This window comes from Sphaerotilus sp., from assembly GCF_013299175.1.
GTDB lineage: Bacteria > Pseudomonadota > Gammaproteobacteria > Burkholderiales > Burkholderiaceae_C > Sphaerotilus.
Genome location: NZ_JAAFKF010000028.1, coordinates 1 through 26,995 on the forward strand (window position 1 = coordinate 1; position 26,995 = coordinate 26,995).

At 65.6% G+C, this 26,995-nt stretch carries 26 protein-coding genes and 1 pseudogene; 11 read left to right on the plus strand and 16 right to left on the minus strand.

Features of this window, described 5'->3' with window-relative positions; all coding sequences use genetic code 11:
* The 3 genes and pseudogenes from QZW52_RS06945 to QZW52_RS06955 form a co-directional block, all read right to left on the minus strand.
* Positions 1–276: DNA cytosine methyltransferase (locus QZW52_RS06945; protein WP_293996686.1), on the minus strand; the 276-nt coding region annotated here is incomplete at its 3' end.
* A 143-nt stretch (positions 277–419) separates the two neighbouring features.
* Positions 420–2,120 (minus strand): Eco57I restriction-modification methylase domain-containing protein, encoded by a 1,701-nt coding sequence (locus QZW52_RS06950; protein ID WP_293996688.1) that lies wholly within the window; start codon positions 2,118–2,120, stop codon positions 420–422.
* Between the two features lie 473 nt (positions 2,121–2,593).
* Positions 2,594–3,386: pseudogene (locus QZW52_RS06955) on the minus strand (inositol monophosphatase family protein); the annotation flags it as partial.
* A gap of 167 nt (positions 3,387–3,553) precedes the next feature.
* On the opposite strand from QZW52_RS06955, the gene QZW52_RS06960 reads away from it, so the two are divergent.
* The 4 genes from QZW52_RS06960 (at position 3,554) to QZW52_RS06975 (ending at position 7,982) form a co-directional block, all read left to right on the plus strand.
* The gene (locus tag QZW52_RS06960) at positions 3,554–4,318 is read left to right on the plus strand and encodes an RNA methyltransferase (RefSeq protein WP_293996690.1); all 765 of its coding nucleotides are present in this window, start codon (positions 3,554–3,556) and stop codon (positions 4,316–4,318) included.
* 7 nt (positions 4,319–4,325) lie between these two features.
* Entirely contained in the window at positions 4,326–5,432 is a 1,107-nt protein-coding gene (locus tag QZW52_RS06965) for an acyltransferase family protein (RefSeq protein ID WP_293996692.1), read from the plus strand.
* A 75-nt stretch (positions 5,433–5,507) separates the two neighbouring features.
* A complete protein-coding gene (gene cysE, locus QZW52_RS06970; protein ID WP_293996694.1) occupies positions 5,508–6,287 on the plus strand; it encodes a serine O-acetyltransferase in 780 nt (259 codons plus the stop codon).
* Positions 6,288–6,350: 63 nt separating this feature from the next.
* Positions 6,351–7,982, plus strand: coding sequence for a right-handed parallel beta-helix repeat-containing protein (locus QZW52_RS06975; RefSeq protein ID WP_293996696.1), 1,632 nt, complete (start codon positions 6,351–6,353; stop codon positions 7,980–7,982).
* Between the two features lie 4 nt (positions 7,983–7,986).
* On the opposite strand, the gene mog is transcribed toward QZW52_RS06975, so the two are convergent.
* Both mog and yjgA read right to left on the minus strand, forming a co-directional pair.
* Positions 7,987–8,616 (minus strand): molybdopterin adenylyltransferase, encoded by a 630-nt coding sequence (mog, locus tag QZW52_RS06980; protein ID WP_293996698.1) that lies wholly within the window; start codon positions 8,614–8,616, stop codon positions 7,987–7,989.
* A complete protein-coding gene (yjgA, locus tag QZW52_RS06985; RefSeq protein WP_293996700.1) occupies positions 8,609–9,247 on the minus strand; it encodes a ribosome biogenesis factor YjgA in 639 nt (212 codons plus the stop codon). The genes mog and yjgA overlap by 8 nt, the downstream gene beginning before the upstream one ends.
* Positions 9,248–9,338: 91 nt before the next feature.
* Here yjgA and pmbA point away from each other — a divergent pair, with 91 nt between their 5' ends.
* Complete coding sequence (gene pmbA, locus QZW52_RS06990; RefSeq protein ID WP_293996701.1) at positions 9,339–10,706, plus strand: metalloprotease PmbA; 1,368 nt, start codon at positions 9,339–9,341, stop codon at positions 10,704–10,706.
* A gap of 29 nt (positions 10,707–10,735) precedes the next feature.
* Positions 10,736–12,727, plus strand: coding sequence for an ATP-binding protein (locus tag QZW52_RS06995; protein ID WP_293996703.1), 1,992 nt, complete (start codon positions 10,736–10,738; stop codon positions 12,725–12,727).
* A 3-nt stretch (positions 12,728–12,730) separates the two neighbouring features.
* Here QZW52_RS06995 and QZW52_RS07000 read toward each other — a convergent pair whose 3' ends face one another.
* Genes QZW52_RS07000 through QZW52_RS07035 form a run of 8 tightly spaced genes read right to left on the minus strand, consistent with a single transcriptional unit; the run spans position 12,731 to position 20,027 of the window.
* The gene (locus QZW52_RS07000; protein ID WP_293996705.1) at positions 12,731–13,483 is read right to left on the minus strand and encodes an SDR family NAD(P)-dependent oxidoreductase; all 753 of its coding nucleotides are present in this window, start codon (positions 13,481–13,483) and stop codon (positions 12,731–12,733) included.
* Between the two features lie 7 nt (positions 13,484–13,490).
* A complete protein-coding gene (gene denD, locus QZW52_RS07005; protein WP_293996707.1) occupies positions 13,491–14,519 on the minus strand; it encodes a D-erythronate dehydrogenase in 1,029 nt (342 codons plus the stop codon).
* Positions 14,516–15,316 carry a FadR/GntR family transcriptional regulator gene (locus tag QZW52_RS07010; protein WP_293996709.1) on the minus strand — a complete coding sequence of 267 codons (801 nt, stop codon included), beginning with the start codon at positions 15,314–15,316 and terminating at the stop codon, positions 14,516–14,518. The genes denD and QZW52_RS07010 overlap by 4 nt, the downstream gene beginning before the upstream one ends.
* Positions 15,313–15,828, minus strand: coding sequence for a gluconokinase (locus tag QZW52_RS07015; RefSeq protein WP_363226282.1), 516 nt, complete (start codon positions 15,826–15,828; stop codon positions 15,313–15,315). Before QZW52_RS07015 ends, QZW52_RS07010 begins: the two co-directional genes overlap by 4 nt.
* On the minus strand, positions 15,825–16,880 hold the full coding sequence (locus QZW52_RS07020) for an ABC transporter ATP-binding protein (protein ID WP_293996711.1): 1,056 nt from the start codon (positions 16,878–16,880) through the stop codon (positions 15,825–15,827). The genes QZW52_RS07015 and QZW52_RS07020 overlap by 4 nt, the downstream gene beginning before the upstream one ends.
* 32 nt (positions 16,881–16,912) lie before the next feature.
* On the minus strand, positions 16,913–17,770 hold the full coding sequence (locus tag QZW52_RS07025; protein WP_293996713.1) for a carbohydrate ABC transporter permease: 858 nt from the start codon (positions 17,768–17,770) through the stop codon (positions 16,913–16,915).
* Complete coding sequence (locus tag QZW52_RS07030) at positions 17,767–18,633, minus strand: carbohydrate ABC transporter permease (protein ID WP_434738286.1); 867 nt, start codon at positions 18,631–18,633, stop codon at positions 17,767–17,769. The genes QZW52_RS07025 and QZW52_RS07030 overlap by 4 nt, the downstream gene beginning before the upstream one ends.
* An 11-nt stretch (positions 18,634–18,644) precedes the next feature.
* Positions 18,645–20,027, minus strand: a complete 1,383-nt coding sequence (locus QZW52_RS07035; RefSeq protein WP_293996715.1) for an ABC transporter substrate-binding protein — start codon at positions 20,025–20,027, stop codon at positions 18,645–18,647.
* A gap of 175 nt (positions 20,028–20,202) precedes the next feature.
* On the opposite strand from QZW52_RS07035, the gene QZW52_RS07040 reads away from it, so the two are divergent.
* Both QZW52_RS07040 and QZW52_RS07045 read left to right on the plus strand, forming a co-directional pair.
* Complete coding sequence (locus QZW52_RS07040) at positions 20,203–20,478, plus strand: type II toxin-antitoxin system TacA family antitoxin (protein WP_293996717.1); 276 nt, start codon at positions 20,203–20,205, stop codon at positions 20,476–20,478.
* Complete coding sequence (locus tag QZW52_RS07045; RefSeq protein ID WP_293996719.1) at positions 20,475–20,990, plus strand: GNAT family N-acetyltransferase; 516 nt, start codon at positions 20,475–20,477, stop codon at positions 20,988–20,990. Before QZW52_RS07040 ends, QZW52_RS07045 begins: the two co-directional genes overlap by 4 nt.
* A 10-nt stretch (positions 20,991–21,000) precedes the next feature.
* Here QZW52_RS07045 and QZW52_RS07050 read toward each other — a convergent pair whose 3' ends face one another.
* The 3 genes from QZW52_RS07050 to QZW52_RS07060 all read right to left on the minus strand — a co-directional run bounded on the left by QZW52_RS07050 (position 21,001) and on the right by QZW52_RS07060 (position 23,334).
* Positions 21,001–21,390, minus strand: coding sequence for a type II toxin-antitoxin system HicB family antitoxin (locus tag QZW52_RS07050; protein WP_293996721.1), 390 nt, complete (start codon positions 21,388–21,390; stop codon positions 21,001–21,003).
* A gap of 75 nt (positions 21,391–21,465) precedes the next feature.
* Positions 21,466–22,386 carry a hypothetical protein gene (locus QZW52_RS07055; protein WP_293996723.1) on the minus strand — a complete coding sequence of 307 codons (921 nt, stop codon included), beginning with the start codon at positions 22,384–22,386 and terminating at the stop codon, positions 21,466–21,468.
* Between the two features lie 9 nt (positions 22,387–22,395).
* On the minus strand, positions 22,396–23,334 hold the full coding sequence (locus tag QZW52_RS07060) for a 2-hydroxyacid dehydrogenase (RefSeq protein ID WP_434738287.1): 939 nt from the start codon (positions 23,332–23,334) through the stop codon (positions 22,396–22,398).
* Positions 23,335–23,553: 219 nt separating this feature from the next.
* On the opposite strand from QZW52_RS07060, the gene QZW52_RS07065 reads away from it, so the two are divergent.
* From QZW52_RS07065 to QZW52_RS07075, 3 genes are read left to right on the plus strand one after another with little or no spacing between them, the layout of a single operon-like run.
* Positions 23,554–25,296, plus strand: coding sequence for an IlvD/Edd family dehydratase (locus QZW52_RS07065; protein ID WP_293996726.1), 1,743 nt, complete (start codon positions 23,554–23,556; stop codon positions 25,294–25,296).
* Between the two features lie 19 nt (positions 25,297–25,315).
* Positions 25,316–26,071, plus strand: a complete 756-nt coding sequence (locus QZW52_RS07070; RefSeq protein WP_293996728.1) for an SDR family oxidoreductase — start codon at positions 25,316–25,318, stop codon at positions 26,069–26,071.
* Positions 26,072–26,107: 36 nt separating this feature from the next.
* Entirely contained in the window at positions 26,108–26,971 is an 864-nt protein-coding gene (locus tag QZW52_RS07075; protein WP_293996730.1) for a fumarylacetoacetate hydrolase family protein, read from the plus strand.
* The last annotated feature ends 24 nt before the right edge of the window (positions 26,972–26,995 follow it).

Genomic DNA, 26,995 nt, shown 5'->3' on the forward strand with positions numbered 1-26,995 from the left:
GTCCGCTTGGTGCAGGTATCGGTTACTGCCAACCGCCGAGGACAACTGTTTGAAAAGCTCCAGTCGATCCACTGCGGAAATCTTGGCGTAGCAGCGTTGCTGCATCTGGGCGTCGAACCAAGCGGGAAATTCTTCTTGTCGGAGCCAGGAGAGTATTTTGTTTTGCCGCAGCGTTTCGCAGGCGTGGGTTTGCAGCTCGTTGATGGCGCGGGTGGTGAAGCCTGCTTGTTCAAGACCGATGTCCAGCCCGCCAGCTCCTGCGAACAAAGAAATCATGGCGAAAGATCGCGCGGGGACTGCTTGCATCACAAGGCTGCGTGCATCGCAGTGTGTCCGGCTAACGAAGTCACGCCGGCCTTGTGTTGGTAGTCACAGAGATTCAGTGCCATGAACAGCGGTCTTTCGGGGTGTAGTCGGTGTCAGCCTTGGGCCAACAGTTGTGTTTCGGCTGGCGTCAAACCGTAGAGTTCGCAAGCCGCTTTGTCACAGGCGGCCAGATCCAGCGCCAATGCAGCTTGTGCCAGCCTCTCGCGCATCAGTGCGGACACGGTTGACCATCGTGGTAGTCGGATGCGCCGCAGATACTGGGCTTGGTAGCGCAGGAACCCACCTTGCATCGTCGTCGAATACGCAGTGATGAACTGTCGCGTCACGCAGGACAGGAGCACCGCATGCAAGGCCCGCAGCTCCCACTCCTCGGACACCACGAAATAGAGGTTGTGGTGCGGGTAGAGCCAGCCGTCCTCGAACACCACATGGGCCGAGCCCTTGATGTCCGGGATCAGCAGCTTGGGGCTCGTCGCCAGAGAGGGTGTGATGCGGTCAATGGTGCGATACCAACTTGCGGGCGATTTCTGAGCCACATGGCGTCGGGCGATGGCTTCACGGTGTTGTCCGAGATGGGCGGACAGTTTGGGATAGTGGGCGAGGTCCACCAACCGGCCATCGTCCTCGAACGGGTTGATCACCCCTGACCCGCGCCAGCGCACGACACCGCTGGCGATGTCCTTGGTCGTGACCAATGGCAGCTTGCGACTGGATTCCACGTCCAGTTCGTCCATCGGGCCGATGAAGGCTTTGTCCGCTCCGGTGGCAACACCAATCCCGACTTTGCAGCCAGCTTCCTCCAAGGTCGGGAACAGGGCCTCCAGGCGGCGCAGCAGGGCGCGTTGATCGGATGAACTCAACACCCAGGGCGCGTCACCGGTGCTCACCTGCTCAATCAGGGACACACCGAGTTCAGGACATGGTTGGCCTTGGCGCAATGCTTGGGCAAGCTGCGCGAGCCTGATCGCTTGTAGTTCGGGCCGTGCCGCAACCAGAGTGGCGCCCGGGGGCGCTTTCTCGATGAGCGTGATGGCGGGATAGGCAATCACGTCGGTGTCGAAGGCCGGGGTGTCCACCATGTCCACATAGGCCCGCAGGTGGAAGCCCTCGGCCACTTTGGCCCGCAGGGGGCGGCCGTACTGGTTCTTGGTCCAGCGGTCGGCGCAGATGAATGCGAGCTGGCCGTGTTCGGCGAGCAGGTCGAGCGAACGCTCGATGAACGGGATGTAGAGATCGGCCCGATCGTAGAGCGTGGTGTAGCGTTTGCGGTATTGCGCCAGCAGCGCGGCGGGGATCAGTTCCTGGCGCACATACGGCGGATTGCCCACCACGACATCGAAGCGACCCGGCATCGATGAAAGCAGAAAATCGGCACAGACCAGCCACGCCGAGGCCAAGCGAGCACCTTCAGCGGCCCCCAGTCCGAACTCGGACAGGAGCGAGTGGAGCTTGGCCTGCGTCGCATTGAAGGTGCCACGGTGCAATTCGACCGCCCGGATGCAATCGGCCAAATCCCCCTGGTGGTTCGCTGATTGAACCATCGTCATCAGCCTGCGCACCGCTGCCAGCAGGAATTCGCCGCCTCCAAACGACGGTTCGAGGAGCCGCATGCGGTACAGCGGCTGGTCCTGCGTGTAGCCGACGAGGTCCAGCATGAAGTCCACGATTTCGTGGCGCGTGTAGACCGCTCCGCGCTCGCTCGGGTTAGCGCCATGGGCGAGCTGCTCGACGGCTTCGGCAATGGGACAGAAGCCGTCCAGGGAGGGTTGGTCGATCAGCAGCGCATGCGGCATGGCCTGAATCCAGGTGCAGTTGACTTGTGATCAGAACGGCGCATCATCCCGACGCCCACGCTTGCGCTCCGGCGCCGGCTCTTCCTTCGGCGGCATGTCTTCCTTCTTGATGCGCGTCGGCTTGCGGATCGTCACGACCGGGGCGGGCGCCGCGTTGGCGTCAGGCATCGGCTCGAAGGCGGCGGCCAGTGCAGCGGCCGGCGACAGCGGGATGTCGAACACGGGCTTCTCGGCGGCCTGCTCCGCGGCTTCTTCTGCGGCGAGTTCTGCCACCAGTTCGGGTTGTGTCTCGGCGATGAACACGTCCAGCGGTGTCAGTGCGGCGGCGCCGCTGCGGGCCGAGGCGATGGTGTCGGTGCCGGTGCCGGTGGTCTTGGCGCGAACCTTGGTGGCGCGGGCCTTGGGCGTGACCGGGGCCGACGACGTGACCACCGGGGCCGTGTCGTCCTCGGTGATCACGCGGGTGTATTGCGCCAGGATCGGCACCAGTTGCGCATACACCTTGGGCGAGCCAGCCAGGACTTCACGCTGGTACAGGAAGTCCGCTTCGCCCGTGAAGTTGCCGACCAGACCACCGGCCTCCGTGACGATCAGCGAGCCAGCCGCCACGTCCCACGGGTGCAGCCCGGTCTCGAAGAAGGCGTCGTACCAGCCCGCCGCCACATAGCACAGGTCCAGTGCCGCGGCCCCCGGCCGGCGCAGGCCGGCGCACAGCGGCATCAGCTCTTCCATGATCTTCAGGTAACGCTTGAAGTTGTCGCCCTTGCGGAAGGGAAAGCCGGTGCCGATCAGCGCGTCGGCCAGCCGGATGCGCTTGGACACGCGCAGGCGCTTGTCGTTCATGAAGGCGCCGCGGCCCTTGGTGGCGTAGAACAGGTCGTTGCGGGCCGGGTCGTACACGACGGCCTGCTCGACCTTGCCCTTGAACGCCAGCGCGATCGACACCGCGTACTGCGGGAAGCCGTGGATGAAGTTGGTGGTGCCGTCCAGCGGGTCGATGATCCAGACGTAGTCGCTGGTCTGCGAACCCATCGAACGTCCCGATTCCTCGGCCAGGATGGCGTGGTCCGGGTAGGCGGTCAGCAGGGTCTCGATGATGGCGCGCTCGGCCGCCTGATCGACCTCGGTGACGAAGTCGTTCGGCCCCTTGCTGGTGACGGTCAGGCGGTCTACGTCGAGACTGGCCCGGTTGATGATCGCTCCGGCCGCGCGTGCGGCCTTGATGGCGATGTTGAGCATGGGGTGCAAGGTGGATTGCTGCGACATGGCGGGGATGGCTCCGGGGGACTCGAACGGCGGATGGCCGCGACGCGGGGTGCGTGGCGACGTGGCAAGGGGCTGGCGGTGGGAAAGAGCAGCGGCGGGCGGCGCAAGGCAGCGGGCCTAAGATAACCGTCCATTTTACGGTGCTTTGACCACGCCTTGACCATCCCATGCCAGATTCCACGCCCCTCGCCCCGGTTTCGACCCCCGACTCCACCCGATTCGTGTTGGTGAGGACCAGCCATCCGGGCAACGTCGGCGCCACGGCGCGGGCCATGAAGGTGATGGGTTTCACCGACCTGGTGCTGGTGGCGCCGCGCTTCGGCAATGTACTCAGCCAGGAGGAGACGGTGGCGATGGCCAGTGGGGCGGCGGACATCCTCGTGCGCGCGCGCATCGTGCCGACGCTGGAAGAGGCGCTCGACGGCATCCAGGTTGCCTGCGCCACGGCGATGACGCCGCGCGACTTCGGCCCGCCCACCGTGGCGCCGCGCCCGTACTTCGCCGAACTCGCCGCCAGCGCGTCCCGCGTGGCCTTCGTCTTCGGCAGCGAACGCTATGGCCTGTCCAACGAGGATGTCTACCGCTGCCACGTCTGCCTGTCGATCCCGACCCATCCGGACTATGGCTCGCTCAACCTGGCGCAGGCGGTGCAGTTGCTGTCCTACGACTGGCGGCAGGCGCTGGGCGGTTTCACGGTGGCGCCCCGCACCCGTGACGCGCAGCTCGCCTCGGTGGACATGGTGCAGGGCGCACTCGCCCATTGGGAGGATGCGCTGGTCCGCCTCGGTTTCCTGAACCCGGCGGTACCGCGCAAGCTGTTGCCAAGATTGAACCAACTGTGCAATCGGGCGCAGTTGACGCAGGAAGAAATTCACGTTCTCCGCGGGATTGCACGCGCCGTCATCCAGTCCGCAGAAAAGGGGCCGACATGAACCGCAAATGCACCCAATCCCCCGCTTCCACCAGATCGATTTTCTTCGTGGCCTTGCCTGTCTGAGCGTGGTCGCTTTCCACTTTCTGCACCGTGGGCAGGTGGGGGGGTGGCTGGTGGATCCGGTGCTGCCGTGGCTGGAGTCGGCGGCTTCGCTGGGGCACCTGGGGGTGCATCTGTTCTTCATGGTCAGCGGCTTCGTGATCCTGATGACGGCCGAGGGCGCGACGGTGCGGGGGTTCATCGCCTCGCGGGTGTCGCGGCTGTATCCGGCGTTCTGGGTGGGGGTGCTGCTGACGGCGGCGGTGGTCTGGTGGTCCGGCAGCGCGGTGTTCGCGGTGACGCCGGGGCAGGTGCTGGCCAATCTGACGATGGTGCCGCACTGGGTCCACGTCGAGTTCGTGGACGGGGCGTACTGGTCGCTGGCGGCGGAGCTGCAGTTCTACCTGCTGGTGGTCGCGCTGCTGCACTTCGGGCAGATGCGGCGGGTCGAGTGGTGGGCCGCGGCCTGGTTGCTCGTGTCCAGCGTCAACGCGGTGCGCCGCCTCTATCCGCTGGAGTTCTGGCTGGATGCGCGCTGGGCGCCGCTGTTCGTGGCCGGCATGCTGTTCTACCGCATCAGCCGCAAGGGCTGGAACGGCCAGCGGTACCTGCTGCTGCTGTGGGCCTGCAGTCTGACGCTCTGGTATGGCTGGAGCGGCGCGGTGGAGGCCAAGCTCGGGCGGGAGCCGATGGACCTGGGCTCGCCGCTCCAGGTGGTGGTGTGTCTGGCGCTGTTCCATGCGGTGTTTCTGGCGATTGTCAGCGGACGCTGGACGATGCGGGCCTCGCCGCTGGTGTACTGGTTCGGGGTGCTGACCTACCCGGTGTACCTGCTGCACCAGAACATCGGCTACCTCGCGCTGATGGCACCGGTGCCGGTCTGGCAGCGGCTCGATTTCCATCTGCGGGTGGTGGTGGTGGTGGTGGCCGTCGTGGGGGTGGCGTGGCTGGTGAACCGCTGGGTGGAGCGGCCACTGGCCCGGCGCCTGCGGGCTGCGCTCGATCCGGTCGGCCGCGTCCAACCCCCGGCGCACCGCACTCCCAAGCTGCGCCCGCAAGCCATGGTGCGCTGACCGAGCCAGTGCCATCGGTGGGGATTGGGCGCCGCGCCTACACTCGGCAGTCCTTGCCGCCCTGCCGAGCCCGCCATGTTCCCTCGCCTGAAAGAAGACATCGCCTGCATTCTCGAACGCGATCCGGCCGCCCGGTCGGTCTTCGAGGTCGTGACCTGCTATCCCGGCCTGCATGCGCTGTGGATCCAGCGCATGGCGCACTGGTGCTGGGTGCGCGGGCTGCGCTGGCTGGGCCGCTTCCTGTCGCACCTGGGGCGGTTTTTCACGGGCATCGAGATCCACCCCGGCGCCACCTTCGGCCGCCGTGTCTTCATCGACCATGGCATGGGCGTGGTGATCGGCGAGATGGCCGAGATCGGCGACGACTGCACCATCTACCAGGGCGTCACGCTGGGCGGCACTTCGCTGGTGAAAGGGGCCAAGCGCCACCCGACACTGGGCAAGGGCGTGATCGTCGGCGCCCATGCGAGCGTGCTGGGTGGCTTCACGGTGGGCGATGGCGCGCGGGTCGGCTCGGGTGCCGTCGTGACCAAGCCGGTGCCGGAAGGCGCCACGGCAGTCGGCAACCCGGCGCGCATCATCGCCGCGCAGGTGGACGCCCAGCGCGAAGCCGTCGCCGCCCGGATGGGCTTCTCGGCCTACGGCGTGACGCAGGGCGAAGACCCGGTCGCGCAGGCGATGAAGGGCCTGATCGACAACGCCTCGGGCCACGAGCACCAGATCGCGCTGCTGTGGCAGGCGATCGAGAAGCTCTCGGCCCGCGCACGCGAGCTGCCCAGCGACGCCTGTGTGCCGCAGGATGCCCACACCACCGAATCGTTCGATGCCGAGCGCCTTAACCGCCTTGTGAAGTAGCTTGGTGCAGGTGCTCCGCCTGCGGTATGGTCTGGTTTGTCACAATTGGTACTGAGGCATTCCATGCAATCGGATCGATCCGTTGTCGGCAGAGGGTTGGCCGTGGGTCTGGTGTCGGTGCTGGCGCTGGTGCAGTGCGCCTGTGGCGGCAGTGACGGCAGTGGCGAGACCGTCTCTGCAGCATCCCTGGTGTCCCTGGTCGAGCCGATGACGGCGGCTTTTGCCCAGCCGGATGAACGGCCACTGGTGGCGTGGCCGGCGTGCTTGCCATCGGGGCAGGGCGTGGACTACCCGGTCGGTCCTGGGCAGGCGCTGACCTCGCTGGAGCAGGTGCCCTGGGAGCGGCTCGCGCCGGGCGACACGGTGCGCATCCACCACAGCGTGGCCCCCTACCGCGGCAAGTTCCTGCTGGCCGCCCACGGCACGGCAGACCGCCCGGTGCGCGTCTGCGGTGTGCGTGGGCCGAACGGCGAGCGGCCGGTGATCGACGGACAGGGCGCCACGACCCGCCCCGCGCTGCTCGCGGCCTTCGAGGGCAGCGTGAGCGACATCCAGCAAAGCCGCGCGCTCGCCATGGTCACGAAGCTGGCGTCGGACGCCTGGACCGACCGGCCGGCCTACCTCCAGATCGACGGTTTGAAGTTCACCCATGCCCACCCGGCCTACCAGTTCCGCGACGCGGCCGGGGCGGTGAAGACCTACGCCGACTTCGGCGCCTGCGTCTGGATCGACCGTGGCGATCACATCACCATTGCCGACAACGAGTTGACCGATTGCGTCATGGGCGTCTTCAGCCGCTCCGCCGACGATGGCAGCGGCGCGGTCACCGAGAACCTGCGCCTGGTCGGCAACGTGATCCGTGGCAATGGCCTGGCCGGCAGCGAATCCGAGCACAACACCTACACCCAGGGGCTGGGCGTCGTCATCGAGCACAACGTCTACGGCCCGCTGCGCCCCGGCGCCGGCGGCAACGCGATCAAGGACCGCTCGGCGGGCCTCGTCGTGCGCTACAACCGCATCGAGGAAGGCGCACACGCCATCGATCTGGTCGAAGCCGAGGATTTCCCGCTGCTGGCGCTGGCCCGGCCCGACTACCGCACCACGCTGGTCTACGGCAACCAGATCCGCAAGAACGGCGACACCGGCAGCGTCATCCACTACGGCGGCGACCACTACGGCAGCACGCCCGGCGCCCTCTGGGGCGAGCCGATCTTCCGCAAGGGCGTGCTGCAGTTCTTCCACAACACGGTGATCGTGACCGGTGGCGATGCGGCGGTGTTCCAGCTTTCCACCACCGAGGAGCGCGCCGAGGTGTGGAACAACGCCATCGTTTTCGCGAGCACCGTGGTCGAGAAGAGCCTGCGCGCGGGCCAGTCGGTGCAGCCACCCTGGGTCACGGGCGGGATCGTCAACTTCGGGCGCAACTGGCTGTCGATCGGGTGGCAGGACACGGACCAGTGGCACGCGCTGACGGGGCAACTGCGCTTGGCGGTGGCGCCGCTGACGGGGTTGCGCTCGCCGCTGGTGGCGGGCGGCTGGGTGCCGCTGGCGGGCAGTGTGCTGGTGGACGCGGCCACGGTGGCGCCGACGGGGGTGGCCGCGGTGCCGATCCTCTGGCAGCTTGATGCCGTCGGGCGGACACAGGCGCGCGTGGTGAAGGGTGCTGCGCTCGACCTCGGGGCGGTCGAGCAGTGACCCGTCAGCCGCGCACCGGACGCTGCGCCGTCTTCGGCCGGAACGCCTTGCACACCGTGTCGCGCGTCTCGATGTACGGCCCGCCGATCAGGTCGATGCAATAAGGCACCGCGGCGAAGATCCCCGGACACGGCGGCACTGCGTTCGGCAAGCCCTCCAGCGTCTCGGCGATCGACTTCGGCTGGCCCGGCAGGTTCAGGACCAGCGCCCGGCCGCGGATCACCGCCACCTGCCGCGACAGGATCGCCGTCGGCACGAAGCGCAGGCTGATCTGGCGCATCTGCTCGCCGAACCCCGGCATCACCTTGTCAGCCACCGCCAGCGTCGCCTCGGGCGTCACGTCGCGCAGCGCGGGGCCGGTGCCGCCGGTGGTCAGCACGAGGTCGCACTGGTTCACGTCCACCAGATCGCGCAGCGTGGCGCTGATGCCGTCCTGCTCGTCGGGGATCAGCCGCGTGACCCAGGTGACGGGGTTGTGCAGGGCGCGGGCCATCCACTCCTGCAGCGCCGGGATGCCCTTGTCCTCGTAGACGCCGCTGCTGGCGCGGTCACTGATCGACACCAGCCCGATGCGGATGGGCTCGGGTGGCGGCAGCGCGGGGACTGCGGAGGCTGGGGTGTCCGTGTCATGCATCGCCGTCTTCCTCGTCGTCGTCGTCGCCGTCGATGTCCCGGTCGGCCAGTTCCTGGGCCTTGGCCGCTGCTTCGAGCGCAGACTTGATGCGCTGGAACAGGTCGCGGTAGGCGCGGCCCTTGCGCTCGGCGGTGCCCTCGGCGGGCAGGGCTGCTGCTGCGATCTGGTCCTTGCGGGCGTTGCGGATCAGCGTGCGCAGGCCCTGGGCGTCGGTGTCGGGGTGTTCGCTCATCCACTGGGTGAGGGCGTCGTCGCTGGCCAGCAGTTGCTCGCGCCAACGCTCTGCCGTGTGCAGCGCCAGGGTTTCCCGCGCCCCGGGCACCTTGAACGACGCCACCGCCTCGCGCAGCGGCTCGGCATCGACGCGGCGCATGAGCTTGCCCACGTACTGCCACTGGCGGCGGCGGCCCTCGTGCGAGCGGGTGCGCTTGAGCTGCAGCAGGGCGTCGAGCAGGAACTCGGGCATGTCCATCGCGGTCAGGCGCGCATCGGGCATCTCGATCAGCGCCTTGCCCAGCGCCTGCAGGTCGTGCATCTCCTGCTTGAGCTTGGTCTTGCTCGGGCGGTCGGCGAAATCGTCGTCGCGGGCCGGAGCGGCGTCGTCGTGGTCAAAGTGGTCGTTCGGGTGCATGGGCGGTGGGGGTGAGGACGACCGCTATGATACGAGCGACCACCACCGGCCCGACCCGTACATGACTGCCACGACCGCTTCGACTGCCACGATGTCCCGTCCCGATTCCGGTTTCTCCTACACGCGGGACCAGTTCCGCACCCTGGTCGAGGACGCGCTGGCGCTGGCCAAGTCGCTCGGTGCGACCGACGCAGGCGTCGAGGTGTCCGAAGGCGCCGGCCTGTCGGTCTCGGTGCGCAAGGGCAAGATCGAGAACGTCGAGCGCAACCGCGACAAGGCGATCGGCGTGTCGGTCTACCTCGGCCAGCGCCGCGGCAACGCCAGCACCTCCGACTTCTCGCCCGCCGCGCTGCGCCAGACCGTGCAGGCCGCCTACGACATCGCCCGTTTCACCGCCGAGGACACCGCCGCCGGCCTGCCCGATCAAGGCGATCTGGCGCTGGGCTGGGCGGCGGACTGCGACCTGGACCTGTTCCACCCGTGGACGGTCAACGCCGAGCAGGCGGCCGAACTGGCGCTGCGCTGCGAGGCGGCGGCCCTCGACACCGACGCGATGATCACGAACTCCGACGGCGCGGGCGTGTCGGCGCAGCAGTCGCATTTCTACACCGCCAACAGCCGCGGTTTCTGTGGCGGCTACGCCAGCTCGCGCCACTCGATCTCGGTCTCGCCGATCGCCGGCCGGGGCCGCGACATGCAGCGCGACTCCTGGTACAGCTCGATGCGCGACGCCGCCGACCTGGCTTCGCCCGAGTCCGTCGGCCGCTACGCCGCACAGCGTGCGCTGTCCCGCCTGAAGAGCCGCAAGATCCCGACCGGGCCGATGCCGGTGCTGTTCGAATCGACGGTGGCGGCCGGGCTGCTCGGCGCCTACGTGCAGGCCACCAGCGGCGGCGCGCTCTACCGCAAGGCGACGTTCCTGCTGGACAGTCTCGGCCAGCCGGTCTTCCCGGACCACATCGACATCGACGAAGACCCGCACATCCGCAAGGCCAAGGGCAGCGCCCCGTTCGACGACGAAGGTGTGCGGACCCAGGCGCGCAAGGTGGTCGAGGCGGGCGTGGCGCAGGGGTATTTCCTGTCCAGCTACTCGGCCCGCAAGCTCGGCATGAAGACCACCGGCCATGCCGGAGGCTCGCAGAACCTGCACCTGCGCAGTCGCCTGACCGCTGCCGGCGATGACCTGGAAGCCATGCTGCGCAAGCTCGACCGCGGCCTGTTCGTCGTCGAGCTGATGGGGCAGGGCGTCAACTACGTGACGGGTGACTACTCGCGGGGTGCGGCCGGCTTCTGGGTCGAGAACGGCCGCATCGTGCATCCGGTCGATGAAGTGACCATCGCCGGCCACCTCGGCGAGATGTTCAAGGGCATCGTCGCCATCGGTGCGGACGAGTACACGATGGGCAGCAAGACGATCGGCTCGGTGCTGGTGGACCGGATGATGGTCGCCGGGAGCTGAACTTGACCGACGCTTGACCGACGCGGGTGATGCTGGTGACTGACGCACAAAATCATGCGCATTCGATTGATTTGACAAATTTGCTGGTTCGCGAGAGCGAGCAGGTCGAGTGGAAAGAAAGCGTTGCGGATTGCAGCGATGTGGTCAAGACGCTCAGTGCCTTTGCCAATGACTGGGCGAATCTGGGCGGTGGTTACGTTGTTTGTGGCGCCAGGGAAGACAAAGACGAATACGGCTTTCCAAGGGTCACTGCCAATGGGTTGACGGCCGCACGCTTCAAGGAAGTGGAAGGGCGGGTCTTGTCGGAGTGCCGGAACAAGGTATCTCCTTCGATCGCGCCGCAGGTGCATGAGGTTCCCACAGCGCATCCTGAGGCCAGGGTGCTGGTGTTCGTGATGCCCGCGACCACCAAGGCACACACCTGCCGGGCAGGTGATGAAGCCGGCCAATACCACGTCCGCATCAGCCGCCAGACCGTCGAGGCGCGCAACGGTATCTTGCGTGAGCTGCTGGTCCGGAAGAATGAAGTCGAGTCGTGGGACCGGCGCATCTGTGCCTCGGCCACGACCAACGACCTGGATCTGGTGGCCTTGCGCGATGCCTTGCAGCGCATGAACCTGTTTGATCCGCAGCGTGGTCTTGATGATTACCTGTCGGACGCCAACGCGTTGAGCCCCTTTGTGCCACCGCTGTGTGGACGCGATCCGCTGACAAGACAGCTTCGGCCGCGAAATTTCGCGGTCCTGTTATTCGGACGCCATGTCCAGCACCATGTGCCCGGTGCGTGGTCCACCATTTCCTTGTACCCTGGGCCGGACCGGTCGGAACCCCATGCGGAGCGCCATGAACTGGCCGGTTCCGTGATTGAGCAAATTCGGCGGTCCACCGAGATACTCGGGATGCAAAGCTACATTGCATTCGACAAGACCAACGCGGATGCGCCGAATGCCATCAAATACCCCAAGCCAGCCCTGACCGAGGCCCTCGTCAACGCGTTGGCGCACCGTGACTATGAATTGCCCGACCCGACCCGGACGACCGTGTTTTCTGATCGGATCGAGATTGTGTCGCCGGGTGCATTGCCTTCCGGCGTGAAGCTCGATGTCCTGCGAGATGGCAAAGCAACGCCCAAATGGCGCAATCAGAGCATGGCCTGGTTCCTGAGCCGCTTGCAGCTTGCACAGGCCGAAGGTCAGGGAATCCCGACCATCATCCGGTCGATGCGGCAGGAAGGGTGTCCAAACCCGGTGTTTGACGCAGATGAGTCGCGTGTGACGTGCGTGCTTCCGGCGCACCCGCGGCATGGGTTGATGCGTGAGTATCAAAAAATAGAGGAAGCCATTTCTCTGGGCGAGTTCGATGCGGCTCGACTGCGTGTTCAGGAAATCCTGGAGAAGGATCTCCTGAACGCACGAGCGGTACAGCTCTTGGCCGAGGTGGCGTCTGCATTGGGGGATGTTGGTGTTGTCTGTGCGTATTTGAACCGCACGGGGGATGCCGTTTTTGGCTTGCCTCCGAGAACACTCATTCAGCTTGCAGAGGCGCTGACCTCCCAAGAATCTCAAGAGAATCTCCCGCAGCAGGTTTCCGAACAGGCCCGCCAGCTTTATCTCCATGCCTCCAAGGGCCTGGTGACTGAACGCGAGATTCGAAAAGTGGCCCTTGGCTTGAGCAAGGCTGGTGATGATGCGGTGGCCGTGGCGTTTCTGAATCAGCAGTTCAATGTGAATCCGGCATGGCGGGAGAATCCGTTTCTGCTCCAGTCGAGAGGCAATTCCTACATCGGCTTGGCCAAGCAATGCTCCAGGACGGCCAAGAACGCCAGCTTGTCGCCGCAGACGAAGCGCAGGGCCTCGGAGGATTGCCGGCGCTACCTGGACCTGGCTCGACAAGACCTGGAGCGCGCCGCCCGGAGCACCGATCCCGTTCTGCGCCAGACGGTTCAGGTCAACCTGGAGTTTGCCGAGCGCCTGCGGGAGCGCCTCACCCGAGGTGTCGGCGGGCCGGCGCGCCGGAATTGAGGCTCAGTACGTCGCCCGCCCGCCGGTGATGTCGAACACCCCGCCGGTCGTGAACGAACAATCCTCGCTGCACAGCCACGCCACCATCGCCGCGATCTCGTTGGGTTCGACAAAACGGCCCATCGGGATCTTCGCGAGCATGTAGTCGATCTGTTCCTGCGCCATCTGGTCGAACATCGCGGTCTTGGCCACGGCCGGCGTGACCGCGTTGACCAGCACCCCGGTGCGTGCGACTTCCTTCGCCAGCGACTTGGTGAGCGCGATCAGGCCGGCCTTGGAGGCGCTGTAGTGGCTGGCGTTGGGGTTGCCCTCCTTGCCGGCGACGGAGGCGATGTTGACGATGCGGCCCCAGCCCCGCGCCACCATGCCCGGCACCACGGCGCGGCAGGTCAGGTAAGGCGCGACGAGGTTGACCTCCAGCACGCGGCGCCACACCTCGGGCGACAGCTCCCAGGTCGGGCCGTTGCCGCCGGTGATGCCAGCGTTGTTGACGAGGATGTCCAGACTGCCGTGTTCGGCGACCGTGCGCGCTGCGGCGTCGGTCACGGCGCCTTCGTCGGTCAGCTCGACCACCAGACCGTGGCAGGGGCCGAGTGCGGACAGTGCCGCGCAGCTCGCCGGCAAGCGCGCCGCGTCCGCATCCCACAGCACCACGGTCGCGCCCGAGCGCAGCAGCCGCTCGGCGGTGGCATAGCCGATGCCTTGGGCACCGCCCGTGATGACGGCGACGCGGCGGTTCAGATCAATCTGGTTCATGTGGGGGTCAAGCCTGTGTGCGGTCCAGTCCCTGGAGCGCGGTCGGGTGGTCGGCATGGTCGGCGATGTACTGCCGGATGATGTCCTCGAACGAGGTTTCGGGCTGCAGTCCCAGCCGGCCGGCGCGCTCGGCGGTCGAGCCAGCCGGCCAGCGTGCCACGATCCCGGCGATGCGCTCGTCCCGCTCGAAGCGTACCCGCGCCCGCACCGCAGGCCCCGCCACCGCTTCCAGCGCATCGAGCATCTGCGCCACGGTCAGGTTGAGCGCGGGCAGGTTCAGCGCCGTGCGCCCGCCGAACTCGGCGCGGCTGCACTCGAACACGCGGATCAGCCCCTCCACCGTCGCCCGCGGCGAGGTCAGCGGGTGGGACACGCCGGGATCGACCGGGCAGACCGCCTCCAGCCCCGCCAGCGGCTCGCGCACGATGCCGCTGAAGAACGACGACGCCGCGCCGTTGGGCCGGCCGGGGCGCACCGTGACCGTCATCAGCCGGGCGGCGCGGCCGTCAAGGAAACCCTTGCGCGTGTAGTCGGCGATCAGGTGTTCGCAGACATGCTTCTGGATGCCGTAGCTGGTCTGCGGCGTGGGCAGCGTGGCGTCGGTGACGAGCGCGGGCAGCGGGTGGTCATCGTCCGGGCCGAACACCGCCACCGAACTCGCGAACACCAGCCGCGTTGGGGCCTCGCCGCGCTGCACGACCCGGTGGCGCAGCGCGTCGAGCAGCGCCCGCGTCGAGTCGAGGTTGGACACCATGCCCAGGTCGAAATCCAGCTCGCACTCGCCCGACACAGCCGACGCGAGGTGGAACACGCCATCGAACGCCATGGCGTCCTCACGCAGCGCGGCGACCTGCGCCAGCAGCGGGCCGGTGCGCGCCTCGACACGGGCGTCGGCGAGCAGGTCGGGCGGTGGCGGGAACAGGTCGGTGAGCACGAGGCGCTGGATCGTCTGACCGGCGAGCGTGCCGCGGGCCAGCAGCGTGCGGGCCAGACGGGCGCCGAGGAAGCCGGCGGCGCCGGTGATGAGCAGGTTCATGGCGGTGTGGACGTGGGGAGGGGCGAATGCGGCGAAGCGGATTGCTTGCGGGGCGCCTTGAGCGGCGAGGCTTGCGCGACCAGGGACGGCAGCGCCCGCCGCGACGCCAGCACCTCCTGCATGTCCTCGTAGGCACCGTCAATCAGCACCAGCGCGGCGCGTTCGGCCGCCTCGGGATCACGGGCGATCACGGCATCCAGCACCGCACGGTGCAGCGGCAGCGACTGCGCCGGCCCGTTGTGCTTGGCGGTGGACAGCTCGAAGCTGGTCCGCAGCAGCGCACCGAGCGCCTTGCTCATCTGCACCAGCATCCGGTTGTGGCAGGCGCGCAGCAAGCCCTGGTGGAAGCGCAGGTCGTGCGTTACGTAGTCGCCGCCGTGCTCGATGGCGTGTTTCATGCCGGCGAAGGCGGTTTCGATTTCAGCGAGATCGTCGACCGTGGCGCGCTCGGCGGCGATGCGCACCGCCGCGGGTTCCACCACCCGGCGCAGCTCTTGCAGGTCGCGCAGGAACTCGTGCGACAGCCCGATCCGCGTGTGCCAGTGGACGACCGACTGGTCGAACCAGTTCCACTGATCGGCCGGCAGCACCCGCGTGCCCACCTTCGGCCCGGTGCTGAGCAGGCCCTTGGCGACCAGCGACTTGACGGCTTCGCGCACCACGGTGCGGCTCACGCCGAGTTCATCGCCCAGCAGCGGCTCGGGCGGGAGCGTGCTGCCAGGGGCATAGCGGCCGGCGACGATGGCTTCGCCCAGCAGGTCGAGGGTGTGTCCGGAAACGTTCTTGATCGGGTTCATGGGCCGCGAGCGTAGCGCAGCGCCTCGGCCAGCAACGGCTCGGGCGGGTGGGCGAGGTCGAGCACCAGCGCACCCTCGTCGGCACCGGGCGGCTCCAGCGTCGCCAACTGGCTGGGGAGCAGCGTGGCGGGCATGTAGTGGCCGGTGCGCTGCGCCATCCGTTCGGCGAGCAGGGCCGGATCGCCGTGCAGGTGGACCAAGCGCAGCCCCGGTGCCGCCGCACGCAGCCGGTCGCGGTAGCTGCGCCGCAAGGCCGAGCAGGTCGCCACCGCACCGCGGCCCTCCGCCTGGGCCTGCGCCAGGACGTGTCCGATCTGGTCGAGCCAGCCAGCGCGGTCGGTGTCGGTCAAGGGGGTGCCGGCCGCCATCAGGGCGACGTTGTGCGGTGGGTGCAGGTCATCGCCTTCGACATACGCCACCCCGAGCGCCTCGGCCAGCGCCCGTGCCAGCGTGGACTTGCCACAGCCGCACACGCCCATCACGACGATGACCGGCTGCGGGGCCACAGTCACAGGCGCTGCTGCGACCGGCTGTCGAAGACGTGGGCCTTGCTGGCATCGACCGCCAGGTAGACGGTGTCGTCCGGCTGCACGTCGGTGCGGTCGTGGATGACGACCACCAGCTTCGTATCACCCACCTGCACCAGCAGTTCCGTCTCGGCGCCCGTCGGCTCGACCACGATGACGCGGGCGGCGATGCCCTGCGGCGCCAGCGACAGGTCGGTCGGGCGGATGCCATAGTGAACCCCTGTGCCATCGGCGGCGCGGGCGGTGTCCGGCGGCAGCGGCCAGCGTGCCCCCAGCGCCTCCACCGTGTCACCGCGCACCGTGCCGCTGAAGACGTTCATGGACGGCGAGCCGATGAACTGCGCGACGAACAGGTTGCTCGGCCGGTCGAACAGCTCCAGCGGCGTGCCGATCTGCTCGACCAGACCGTCGTGCATCACCACGATGCGGTCGGCCATCGTCATCGCCTCGATCTGGTCGTGGGTGACGTAGACGGTGGTGGTCTTCAGCCGCTGGTGCAGGGCCTTGATCTCGGCCCGCATCGCCACGCGCAGCTTGGCGTCGAGGTTGGACAGCGGCTCGTCGAACAGGAACACCTTCGGGTCGCGCACGATCGCCCGGCCCATCGCCACGCGCTGGCGCTGGCCGCCGGAGAGTTCGCGGGGGTGGCGGTCGAGCAGGGCGTCGAGGTTCAGGATCTTGGCGGCGTCGTTGACGCGGCGGTCGATCTCGGACTGCGGCGCGTTGCGCAGGCGCAGGCTGAAGCCCATGTTCTCGCCGACCGTCATGTGCGGGTACAGCGCGTAGCTCTGGAAGACCATCGCGATGTCGCGGTCCTTGGACTCCAGCTCGTTGACGACCGTGCTGTCGATCAGCACCTCGCCGTCGGTGATCTCTTCCAGCCCGGCGAGCATGCGCAGCAGGGTCGATTTGCCACAACCCGACGGGCCGACGAGCACGACGAACTCGCCGTCGGTGATGTCGAAGCTCAGGCCGTGGATGACCTTGACCTTGTTGCCGTAGGTTTTCTGGACGTTGCGAAAGGAGACGGATGCCATCGGTGTGTTCTCAGCTCAGGTTCGGCTCAAGGTCAGCTTTTCACTGCGCCAGCCGTCAGGCCGGACACCATGTACCGCTTGAAGGCGTAATAGATCGCGGCCGGCGGCAGCGCGTAGACGAGTCCCGTGGCCATCAGCAGCTCCCAGGGCGAGTCGTCCGCCGCCAGGAAGTTGCCCAGCGCCACGGCCAGCGTCAGGTCGGCCTCGTTGGACAGCAGTAGGAAGCCGTAGAGGTACTCGTTCCAGGCCAGCAGCAGCGCGTAAGTCCCGACAGCAACCAGCGACGGCACCATCAGCGGCAGGTACACGAGCCGGAACAACTGCATCGGCGAGGCACCGTCGATGCGCGCCGCCTCGTCCAGCTCCCACGGCAGCTTGTCGGACGCCTGCTTGAGCACCCAGATGCAGTAGGGCGACGCGATCGTCACCATCGCCAGGATCAGCGACCAGCGGTTGTTCAGCAGCCCGTAGGTCGCCATCGTCTTGTACATCGGCACGGCCAGGAACGCGGCCGGGATGAAGTAGGTCATCAGCGCCAGGTTCATCACCGTGCGCCCGCCGCGGACTTTCAAGCGGCTGATCGAGAACGCCGCACAGGTCGCCACGAACAGCGTGAGCGCACCCACCGAGACGGCGATCAGCAGCGAGTTGCCGAGCTGCTGCCAGAAATGGTGCAGGTAGAAATGCTTCTGGTTGAAGACGATGTCGAAGTTCGACAGCGTCGGGTCTTGCGGCCAGAGGCGTCCGGACGTGGCCTTGTCGCGCGGCGAGATCGCGAACAGCACCAGGTGGTAGATGGGGATCAGCGTCCACAGCAGCACGGGGATGCCGACGAGCAGCAACTGCGCCTCGCGGCTGATGGACTTCAGGGTGAAGCGGGCGCGGCTCATTTGGACAGCCTTTTCATCATCACCCACACCAGCGGCAGCACCAGCGGCAGCGCCACCACCAGCGAGGCCATCGCGAGGTCGATCTGGTCCAGCCGCAGGTAGCGGATGCCCAGCGTCGCCAGCACATGCGTCAGGTCAGCCGGACCACCGCCTGTCAGCAGGTAGACGCTGTTGAAGTCGCCCAGCGTCCAGATCATCGACAGGATGGTGCAGGTCAGGTACAGGTCTTTCATCGCGGGCCAGGTGATGAAGCGGAATTTCTGGCCGCGGGTGGCGCCATCCACGCTCGCCGCCTCGTACTGCTCGCCTGGAATCGCCAGTCGCCCCGCCACCAGGATCAGCGTCCAGAACGGCAGCGATTTCCAGATGTGCATCAGCATCGCGAAGCCGAGACCCAGCGTCGGATCGTTGAGCCAGTTCGGCCCGTCCAGCCCGGTCAGGCGGAAGATGGTGCTGTTGATGACACCCCATTCCGGGTTGAGCATGAAGCGCACCGACAGGATGGTCGGGATCGACGGCACGGCCCACGGCAGGATGAAAATCATCGAGACGATCTTGATCCACCAGCGCGTCTGCACGAAAAAGCCCGACAGCCCCATCGCCACCACCATCTTCACGTTGACCGCGACCACCACGAAGATGAGCGTGTTGACGGCGGTGCGGTAGAAGATCGGGTCGTCCAGCAGGCGCACGTAGCTGTCCGGGTGGCGGGCGAGCCACAGCCCGTAGCCGACCGGATAGAGCACGAACACCAGGAACACCAGCACGTAGGGCACCAGCAGGGCGCGGCCCCACAAGGTCCAGGTGCTGAGACCCGGTCGCGTCCGGGGGGACGCGGCGGCAGAAGCGAGGGCAGCGGTCACGGCAAGGTCTCTCAGCTACCGGCGACGGCCTTGATGCGGGCGATCATCTCGTCCACGGCCTTGTCCACGGGCACCTTCTCGTTGAGCACGCGGTTCATGGCCTTGGCCCAGACGTTCTCGTTGTTCAGCACCGTGAACTTGTAGTTCTTGGTGAACTCGAACGGCACCGTGCCGGCCTTGAACTGGTTGTAGACCGTCACGCGGTGCGGATCACCCTTCCAGAACGCGCTTTCCTGCGCCGCCTTGGTGACCGGGAACCAGCGGCCCAGCGAGCCTTCCACATACGGCGTCAGGTTGGACTCGTCGAGCAGGAAGGCCACGAACTTCTTGGCCATCGCCTTGTTCTTGGCGTCCTTGAAGATCACGCCGGTCTTGACGGCGGCGCGGTACTGCATCTTCGTGCCGTCCGGCTTGGTCGGGAAGGCCGAGGTGGCGATCAGCTCGGTGTAGTTCTTCTTGGCTTGGGCGCGCTGGGCGTCGGTCAGGGTGGCATTGGTCGAGTCGTCGAGCCACTTGGCCGCAATCGAGATCGTCGCGTTGTGGGTCATCGCGATGGTCTTGTTGTGGAAGGCGACGTTGTTGTCCGGGTCTTTCCAGTTGGTGGCCGACGGCGGGGTGCAGCCCTTGGTGTAGACGCTGGTGTAGTCGGTGACGGCGTTGATCAGGCCCTGGCGGACGGCGGGGTCATCGACCAGCAGCTTGCCGGAGTCGTTGACCAGCTTGACGTTGTGCGCGTCCATGAAGGTCAGGAACGAGAAGAACGAGTCGCTCGAATCCACGCCCATCGGGAAGCCGGTGCCGTAGGCGCGGTTGCCGGTTTTCTGCCGGTAGCCGGTCTGGACCTTCTCGCACCAGAAGTTCCAGTAGTCCTTCCAGCCGGTCGGGATGTCGCTTTCCTTGTAGCCCGCGTCGGCCAGCATGTCCTTCCAGTACTGGATGTGCATGGTCTGCTGCTTGATCGGGAAGGCGTAGTACGCGCGCTTGCCGCCCTCGGCGTTGTTCAGCAGGAAGGTGGTGGACAGCGCCTGCGCCTCGAACTTGTTGCGCAGCGGGTCGATGATGGACGAGACATCTTCGAGCTTGCCGTCATAGGCCCACTTGGCGGTGACCTGGAAGTCGTACACGTCGCCATAGGCCACGTCGGGCGGGTTGCCGGCGTCGAGCGCGGCGACCGACTTCGGGATCATTTCCTGGGGCGCGTACAGCGACAGCTCGATCTTGACGCCCTTGTTCTTGGCCTCGAACTTCTTGATCGCGTTGAACAGCGCGTCGTCCTCGGACTTGTAGTAGCCCTTGCCCCACCAGACGGTGAGGGTTTCATCCGCTTGTGCTGGCGCCATCGCGACCAGCGCGGCGGCGGCGAGGGTGCCGGTCATCCATGTCTTGAATTGCATGTGCCTGTCTCCTGGCGTCGGTCATGGTGAGGAAAAGTGGCGCTATCGTATGATGAATGATGACGTGTGGTTAACGGGGAATCCCGTAAGGGTCGGCCGCAGGGGGGCTTGATTGGTACGGTCAACGACCGTATGATTCGAATTCTTCTTTTTGTACGGAGGCCCCATGAGAGCCATGACACTCAAAGACGCCCGCATGGAACTCAAGACGACGAGGGAAACGAAAGAGCTTCTCAGCAAGGCGGCCATCCTGGACGGGATGGATCTGTCCGCTTTCATGCTGGCCTCGGCGATCGAGAAGGCGCGCACCATCTTGCGCGACCACACCGCGATCACGCTGTCTGCCGAGGGGCAGCGTCAACTCGTGAAACTGTTGCAGTCGCCACCTGAACCCACCGAAGCGATGATCGCCTTGCGCAGCCAGCCTCGCATGAAGGTGCGCGGCGAATGAGTTTCGTGATTGACCGCTTTGATCCGGCCGTCAAGTACGCGGGCTTCAATCAATTCGATTGCGGGTTGCACCCGGTCAACAAGTTCGTCAAGGACTCGCTAAAAAAGCAGGTCAAGCAGGGACTCAGTGTTGCCTATGCGATGCTGGAGGAAGGGCAAGACGGTGGCCTCGACCGATTTGTCGGCTTCTACACGGTCGCCAGCCATTCCGTTCCGATCTCCGTATTTTCTGCCATGCAGTTGGGGTCGCTTCCCCGAATCATTCCCTGCATTCGCCTGATCATGCTGGGTATCCATGCGAGTGACGCAGGAAATGGTCATGGTCGCCACCTCATGAACCATGCCTTTGATGTCGTCAAGCGCAGCGCGCAGGACATCGGCAGTTATGGCCTGTACCTGGATGCGGATGCCGGGGCGGTTTCCTTCTATCAGCGGCTGGGCTTCTGGCTGCTGGAGGGTGACAAGCGTCCGGACCCGTCGCCGATGTTCATTCCGTTGGCTGCGATCCGGTGACTGGGCGGTCTCAATGCGGTTGGGCGGCGGACTGGATGACTTCCATTGCCCACTGATTGAGGCTTTTCCCGGCGGCTTCCGCTGCCACGAGTGCGGCGCCGTGAACTTGCGGCGGCACTCTCAGCATGAGTTTACCGGAAGCCGGCTTTTCTGGTTTGATGCCCTGCGCCTGACAGTCGTTCAGGAAGTCCTCAATGGCTGCCTCGAATTCGCGGCGTACTTCCGAGACGGTTTCCCCGTGGAAACTGATGATGGTGCGAATACCGAGCACCCGGCCGACGAGGATATTGTCCCGTTCGTCGTATTCGATGCGGGCGGTGTAGCCTTTGTGTTGCACGAAGTGTTCGCTTGGCCTCAGTTGATGATTACGCTGCGCGGTGCCTCGCGCTAATCGGCTCAACCTGTTAATTCCATTGCAGTGTTGCGCTTCAGTTTAGAGCGTGCTAGGTCGGATCGAATCTGCGGAATCATCCATTTATATGTCCATTTCTTCTATTATTTCTTCTATGAGGGGTGTTATTTTGTGGTAATTAAATTCATTGAATGCATCTTCCACGGCATGTGAAGTAATTCTGAGAGGGTCTTCATATGATCTGCCATTAATTATGGTTTCTATCGTTTCACGTATTGTACCGAGAGCCTTGCGGGCTTTTGTGACTTCCTCTAGTGATTTTTCTAACGATTCAAGATCAGAGTTGTTGTTGACATAAACGCTATGCGCACTTCTGAATATTTCTAGAAATAGGATTTCTGGATACAATTTGTTTGATTTTGTGGTACCTATGATTTTTTTGATTGATTGTATTGCGCTTGATAAGCTATCTATTGACAACTTAAGCTGAAGTAAATCTACGCCTTTAAGTGTGAGCGTGTTACATATCGCCATGGTAGGCGGGTCATGGGATTCTTCGTTGGCTTCACTCGATATTTTACTGGATATTGCGAGAATATTATTGATATTCTCAGTATGGGCATCTAGTTCTGCTAATAAGGGAGAAATGTTTGCGCTGTATTCGCCGATTTGTATTCTTGGGAATAGCTTCAAGTAGAGTTTTTCTAAATCTACCCCTGAATCGGTTTCGAATCGACTCAATTTTTCAAGATAGATTTTTCTGTGCTCTGTATAGTTTTTGAAAAGTACAGAAGATAGATTCACCATGTCTTTTTTATAATCTTCATTGTGCTTGTGCGCCAATAACAATAATGTTATTAAGAACCCCAGCACAGATGTTGCTAATGTTGCTAATTTTACTCTTTCTTCTGGGAAGTTGCCAGAAATTGTGGTTACCATAAGCGAGGCAGAAATTATTATTATTAATAACCAATATAAATTATTGATATCCCCTATATTTTTGGGTTGTAGTTCTGTGTATTTGTTTAAATTATCAATTTTCATTTGAGGTCATTAGTTTTGGATGACTCGTTTGTACTCCGGCACCGCCGTCACTACAGCCTGCCCGCTCGCCTTCGCCTTTAGATTATCCACCGCCAGCCCCGCCATCGCCTGCCGCGTCGCCGTCGTCGCGCTGCCGATGTGCGGACTCAGCGTGACCTGCGGCAGGGCGCGCAGCCGCTCGGGCACTTGCGGTTCCTGCTCGAACACATCCAGCGCCGCCGCGCCGAGGCGGCCTTGTTCCAGCGCCTCGATCAGCGCCGCCTCATCCACCACCGACCCCCGCGCCACGTTCACCAGCAACCCCTGCGGCCCGAGCGCGTTCATCACCTCGGCATTCACCAGATGCTTGGTGGCCGCGCCGCCCGGCGTGATGACGCACAGCACGTCACACTGCCGCGCCAGCTCGACCGCCGACGCCACATGCGGGTACGGCACCTCCGGCTTGGGCGTGCGCGTGTGGTACGCGACCGTCATGTCGAACGCCAGCGCCCGCCGGGCAATCGCCTGACCGATCCGCCCCATGCCGAGGATGCCCAGCCGCGCCCCCGAGAGCTTGCGCGCCAGCGGCATCGGCCCCTGCGCCGGCCACAGCCCTTCGCGCACATGCCGATCCGCCGCCACCAGCCGTCTTGAGGCCGCCAACATCAGCCCGAGCGCCAGATCCGCCACGTCGTCGTTCAGCACATCCGGCGTGTGCGTCACGACCACCCCCCGCGCCTTCGCCGCCGCCACGTCGATGCCGTCATAGCCGACGCCCATCACCGAGATGATCTCCAGCGCCGGCAGCCGGTCCATCAGCTCGGCCCCCACCTTCGATTCCCCACTCGCGGCGATGCCCCGCACCCGCGGCGCGATCAGCTCGAACGCAGCCGGGTCCAGCAGGTGCAGCCGGTCATGCACCGTGAACGCCTCGCGCAGCAGCGGGGCGAGCAGCGGCGGCAGCGGCATCACCGACAGCACGTCGAATGCGGGAAAGTGGGGCAGGGCGGTTGCAGCAGCAACAGCAGAGGAGGTATCAGCAGTCATGGTCACAGGCTCCGGGATTGCACGGGTATGGTTGTCATTCGTCATACCATAGTATCGTTGCGCACTTCCGGCGGTGGCGACCGGGAAAACGCGCAGCCACCACGATAACAACCCGCCCGCATGCCGAGAGCCTGACGACCGATGAGCAGCACGCCCCCGAAGAAAAAACGCCCGGACGAATTGCGCAGCCAGCAATGGTTCGGCCGCCAGGACCGCGACGGCTTCGCGTACCGGAGCTGGGTCAAGGGCAAGGGCGTGCCGCACGACCAGTTCGACGGCCGCCCGGTCATCGGCATCTGCAACACCTTCAGCGAGCTGACCCCCTGCAACTCGCATTTCCGCACGCTGGCCGAGCAGGTCAAGATCGGCGTGTACGAGGCGGGCGGTTTTCCGCTGGAGTTCCCGGTGATGTCGCTCGGCGAGACGCTGCTGCGCCCGACCGCGATGCTCTACCGCAACCTCGCCAGCATGGACGTGGAGGAGTCGATCCGCGGCAACCCGATCGACGGCGTGGTGCTGCTGATGGGCTGCGACAAGACGACGCCGAGCCTGCTGATGGGCGCGTCGAGCGTCGATCTGCCGACCATCGGCGTTTCCGGCGGCCCGATGCTCAACGGCAAGTGGCGCGGCCAGGAACTCGGCTCGGGCACCGGCGTGTGGAGCATGAGCGAGCAGGTCCGCGCCGGCACGCTCAAGCTGCAGGACTTCTTCGAGGCCGAGAGCTGCATGCACCGCAGCCACGGCCACTGCATGACGATGGGCACGGCCAGCACGATGGCGTCGATGGTCGAGGCGCTTGGCGTCGGGCTGCCGGGCAACGCGGCGTATCCGGCGGTGGACGGGCGGCGCAACGTGCTGGCGCGGCAGGCCGGGCGGCGCATCGTGCAGATGGTGCATGACGACCAGAAGCTCTCCAGCATCCTGACCCGCGAAGCCTTCGAGAACGCGATCCGTACGCTCGCGGCCATCGGCGGCAGCACCAACGCGGTGATCCACCTGATCGCCATCGCCGGGCGGCTCGGCGTGCCGCTGTCGATCGACGACTTCGACCGGCTTGCGAGCGAACTGCCGTGCCTGCTCAACCTGCAGCCGTCGGGCCAGCACCTGATGGAGGACTTCTGCTACGCGGGCGGTCTGCCGGTGGTGATGAAGGAAATCGCGCACCTGCTGCACACGGAAATCGTCACCGCCAACGGCTGCACGGTCGGCGAGAACATCGCCGATGCCGAGAACTTCGACCCGCGCGTGATCAAGACGTTCGATGCGCCGTTCAAGGCGAACGCGGGCATCGCCGTGCTGCGCGGCAACCTCGCGCCACGCGGCGCGGTGATCAAGCCGAGCGCGGCGACTCCGGCGCTGATGCAGCACACCGGCCGCGCCGTCGTGTTCGAGGACTCGACCGACTTCCACGCCCGCATCGACGACGAGGCGCTCGACGTGGACGAGACCTGCATCCTCGTGCTGAAGAACTGCGGCCCCAAGGGCTACCCCGGCATGGCCGAGGTGGGCAACATGCCGCTGCCGCCGAAGGTGCTGCGCAAGGGCATCACCGACATGGTCCGCATCAGCGACGCCCGCATGAGCGGCACCGCCTACGGCACCGTCGTGCTGCACACCGCGCCCGAAGCGGCGGCGGGCGGCACGCTGGCGCTCGTGCAGAACGGCGACCTGATCACGCTGGACGTGGCCGGGCGCTCGCTGCACCTGCATGTGGACGACGCGGAACTCGACCGCCGCCGCGCCGCGTGGACGCCGCCCGTGCCACCGATGGACAGCGGCTACTGGAAGCTCTACATCGACCATGTGCTGCAGGCCGACGAAGGCGCGGACCTCGATTTCCTCCGAGGCAAGCGCGGCAGCGCGGTGCCCAAGGACAACCACTGAACTCCCGGAGAACCACCCCATGACCGACCGACTCCGCGGCAAGACCGCCCTCATCACCGCCGCCGGCCAGGGCATCGGCCGCGCCACCGCGCTGGCTTTCGTCCGCGAAGGCGCCCGTGTCATCGCCACCGACGTGAACGCCGCGGCGCTCGACGCGCTGGCCGCCGAATGCGGCTGCACGACGCAGGTGCTCGACGTGACCGACCCGGCCGCGATCGCCGCCGCCGCTGCGGCACACGGCCCGGTCGATGTGCTGTTCAACGGCGCCGGTTTTGTCCACGCCGGCACCGTGCTCGACTGCACCGAGGCCGAGTGGGACTTCGCGATGAACCTGAACGTGCGCTCGATGTTCCGCACGATCCGCGCCTTCGCGCCGGGGATGCTGGCAAAGGGCGGCGGCTCGATCATCAACGTCGCGTCGGTCGCCGGCAGCCTGAAAGGCGCCCCGAACCGATTCGTCTACGGCACGACCAAGGCCGCGGTGATCGGGCTGACCAAGGCGGTGGCGGCGGACTTCATCACCAAGGGCGTGCGCTGCAATGCGATCTGTCCGGGCACGGTCGAGTCGCCGTCCTTGCGCGACCGCATCGATGCGCAGGCCACCGCGTCCGGCCTGACACAGGCGCAGGTCGAGGCCGCTTTCGTCGCCCGCCAGCCGATGGGGCGCTTGGGCCGCGTGGACGAGATCGCGGCGCTGGCCGTGTATCTTGCGAGCGACGAATCGTCGTTCACCACCGGGACCACGCAGGTCATCGACGGCGGTTGGTCGAACTGATCCACACACCCGAACACCGAACCCGAAAGGACTCCCATGAAACTCCTGCGCCACGGCCCCCGCGCCAACCCGAAACCCGGCCTGCTCGACAGCGAAGGCCGCGTGCGCGACCTCTCCGGCGTGCTGTCCGACATCACCGCGTCGGCGCTGTCGCCCGCCGCGCTCGCCGGCCTGAAGGCGCTGGACGTGTCCACGCTGCCGGTGGTCGAGCAGGGTGAACTCCAGGTGCCGTGGACGGGGATGACCAAGTTCATCGCCATCGGCCTGAACTACGCCGACCACGCCGCCGAGTCCGGCATGGCGATCCCGAAGGAGCCCGTCGTGTTCCAGAAGACGACCGAGTGCGCGGTCGGCTGTCACCACGACGTGGTGCTGCCGCAGGGTTCGGTGAAGACCGACTGGGAAGTCGAACTCGGCGTGGTCATCGGCACGAAGGCACGCTACGTGGCCGAGGAAGACGCGCTCTCGCACGTCGCCGGCTACTGCCTGATCAACGACGTGTCCGAGCGCGAGTACCAACTGGAGCGCGGCGGCACCTGGGACAAGGGCAAGGGCTGCGACACCTTCGGGCCGATCGGGCCATGGCTGGTGACGGCCGACGAGGTGGGCGACGTGCAGAACCTGGGCATGTGGCTCGACGTGAACGGCCAGCGCATGCAGACCGGCAACACCGCGACCATGATCTTCACCGTCGCGCAGATCGTCAGCTACCTGAGCCGCTTCATGACGCTCAACCCCGGCGACGTGATCACCACCGGCACGCCGCCCGGCGTCGGCATGGGCCAGAAGCCCAGCCCGGTGTTCCTGAAAGCGGGCGACGTGATGCGCCTGGGCATCGACAAGCTCGGCGAGCAGCAGCAGACGGTCCACGCCTGGAACCCGGCGTTGATCGACGCCTGATCGACACCTGAGCCACCCCGAGGA

What these genes read in the sequence shown, in the direction of transcription:
- QZW52_RS06950 (WP_293996688.1), bottom strand. Translation starts at nt 2,120, where the DNA reads ATGCCGCATGCGCTGCTGATCGACCAACCCTCCCTGGACGGCTTCTGT.
- QZW52_RS06960 (WP_293996690.1), top strand. Translation starts at nt 3,554, where the DNA reads ATGCCAGATTCCACGCCCCTCGCCCCGGTTTCGACCCCCGACTCCACC.
- QZW52_RS06965 (WP_293996692.1), top strand. Translation starts at nt 4,326, where the DNA reads ATGCACCCAATCCCCCGCTTCCACCAGATCGATTTTCTTCGTGGCCTT.
- cysE (WP_293996694.1), top strand. Translation starts at nt 5,508, where the DNA reads ATGTTCCCTCGCCTGAAAGAAGACATCGCCTGCATTCTCGAACGCGAT.
- QZW52_RS06975 (WP_293996696.1), top strand. Translation starts at nt 6,351, where the DNA reads ATGCAATCGGATCGATCCGTTGTCGGCAGAGGGTTGGCCGTGGGTCTG.
- mog (WP_293996698.1), bottom strand. Translation starts at nt 8,616, where the DNA reads ATGCATGACACGGACACCCCAGCCTCCGCAGTCCCCGCGCTGCCGCCA.
- yjgA (WP_293996700.1), bottom strand. Translation starts at nt 9,247, where the DNA reads ATGCACCCGAACGACCACTTTGACCACGACGACGCCGCTCCGGCCCGC.
- pmbA (WP_293996701.1), top strand. Translation starts at nt 9,339, where the DNA reads ATGTCCCGTCCCGATTCCGGTTTCTCCTACACGCGGGACCAGTTCCGC.
- QZW52_RS06995 (WP_293996703.1), top strand. Translation starts at nt 10,736, where the DNA reads ATGCTGGTGACTGACGCACAAAATCATGCGCATTCGATTGATTTGACA.
- QZW52_RS07000 (WP_293996705.1), bottom strand. Translation starts at nt 13,483, where the DNA reads ATGAACCAGATTGATCTGAACCGCCGCGTCGCCGTCATCACGGGCGGT.
- denD (WP_293996707.1), bottom strand. Translation starts at nt 14,519, where the DNA reads ATGAACCTGCTCATCACCGGCGCCGCCGGCTTCCTCGGCGCCCGTCTG.
- QZW52_RS07010 (WP_293996709.1), bottom strand. Translation starts at nt 15,316, where the DNA reads ATGAACCCGATCAAGAACGTTTCCGGACACACCCTCGACCTGCTGGGC.
- QZW52_RS07020 (WP_293996711.1), bottom strand. Translation starts at nt 16,880, where the DNA reads ATGGCATCCGTCTCCTTTCGCAACGTCCAGAAAACCTACGGCAACAAG.
- QZW52_RS07025 (WP_293996713.1), bottom strand. Translation starts at nt 17,770, where the DNA reads ATGAGCCGCGCCCGCTTCACCCTGAAGTCCATCAGCCGCGAGGCGCAG.
- QZW52_RS07035 (WP_293996715.1), bottom strand. Translation starts at nt 20,027, where the DNA reads ATGCAATTCAAGACATGGATGACCGGCACCCTCGCCGCCGCCGCGCTG.
- QZW52_RS07040 (WP_293996717.1), top strand. Translation starts at nt 20,203, where the DNA reads ATGACACTCAAAGACGCCCGCATGGAACTCAAGACGACGAGGGAAACG.
- QZW52_RS07045 (WP_293996719.1), top strand. Translation starts at nt 20,475, where the DNA reads ATGAGTTTCGTGATTGACCGCTTTGATCCGGCCGTCAAGTACGCGGGC.
- QZW52_RS07055 (WP_293996723.1), bottom strand. Translation starts at nt 22,386, where the DNA reads ATGAAAATTGATAATTTAAACAAATACACAGAACTACAACCCAAAAAT.
- QZW52_RS07060 (WP_434738287.1), bottom strand. Translation starts at nt 23,334, where the DNA reads ATGCCGCTGCCGCCGCTGCTCGCCCCGCTGCTGCGCGAGGCGTTCACG.
- QZW52_RS07065 (WP_293996726.1), top strand. Translation starts at nt 23,554, where the DNA reads ATGAGCAGCACGCCCCCGAAGAAAAAACGCCCGGACGAATTGCGCAGC.
- QZW52_RS07070 (WP_293996728.1), top strand. Translation starts at nt 25,316, where the DNA reads ATGACCGACCGACTCCGCGGCAAGACCGCCCTCATCACCGCCGCCGGC.
- QZW52_RS07075 (WP_293996730.1), top strand. Translation starts at nt 26,108, where the DNA reads ATGAAACTCCTGCGCCACGGCCCCCGCGCCAACCCGAAACCCGGCCTG.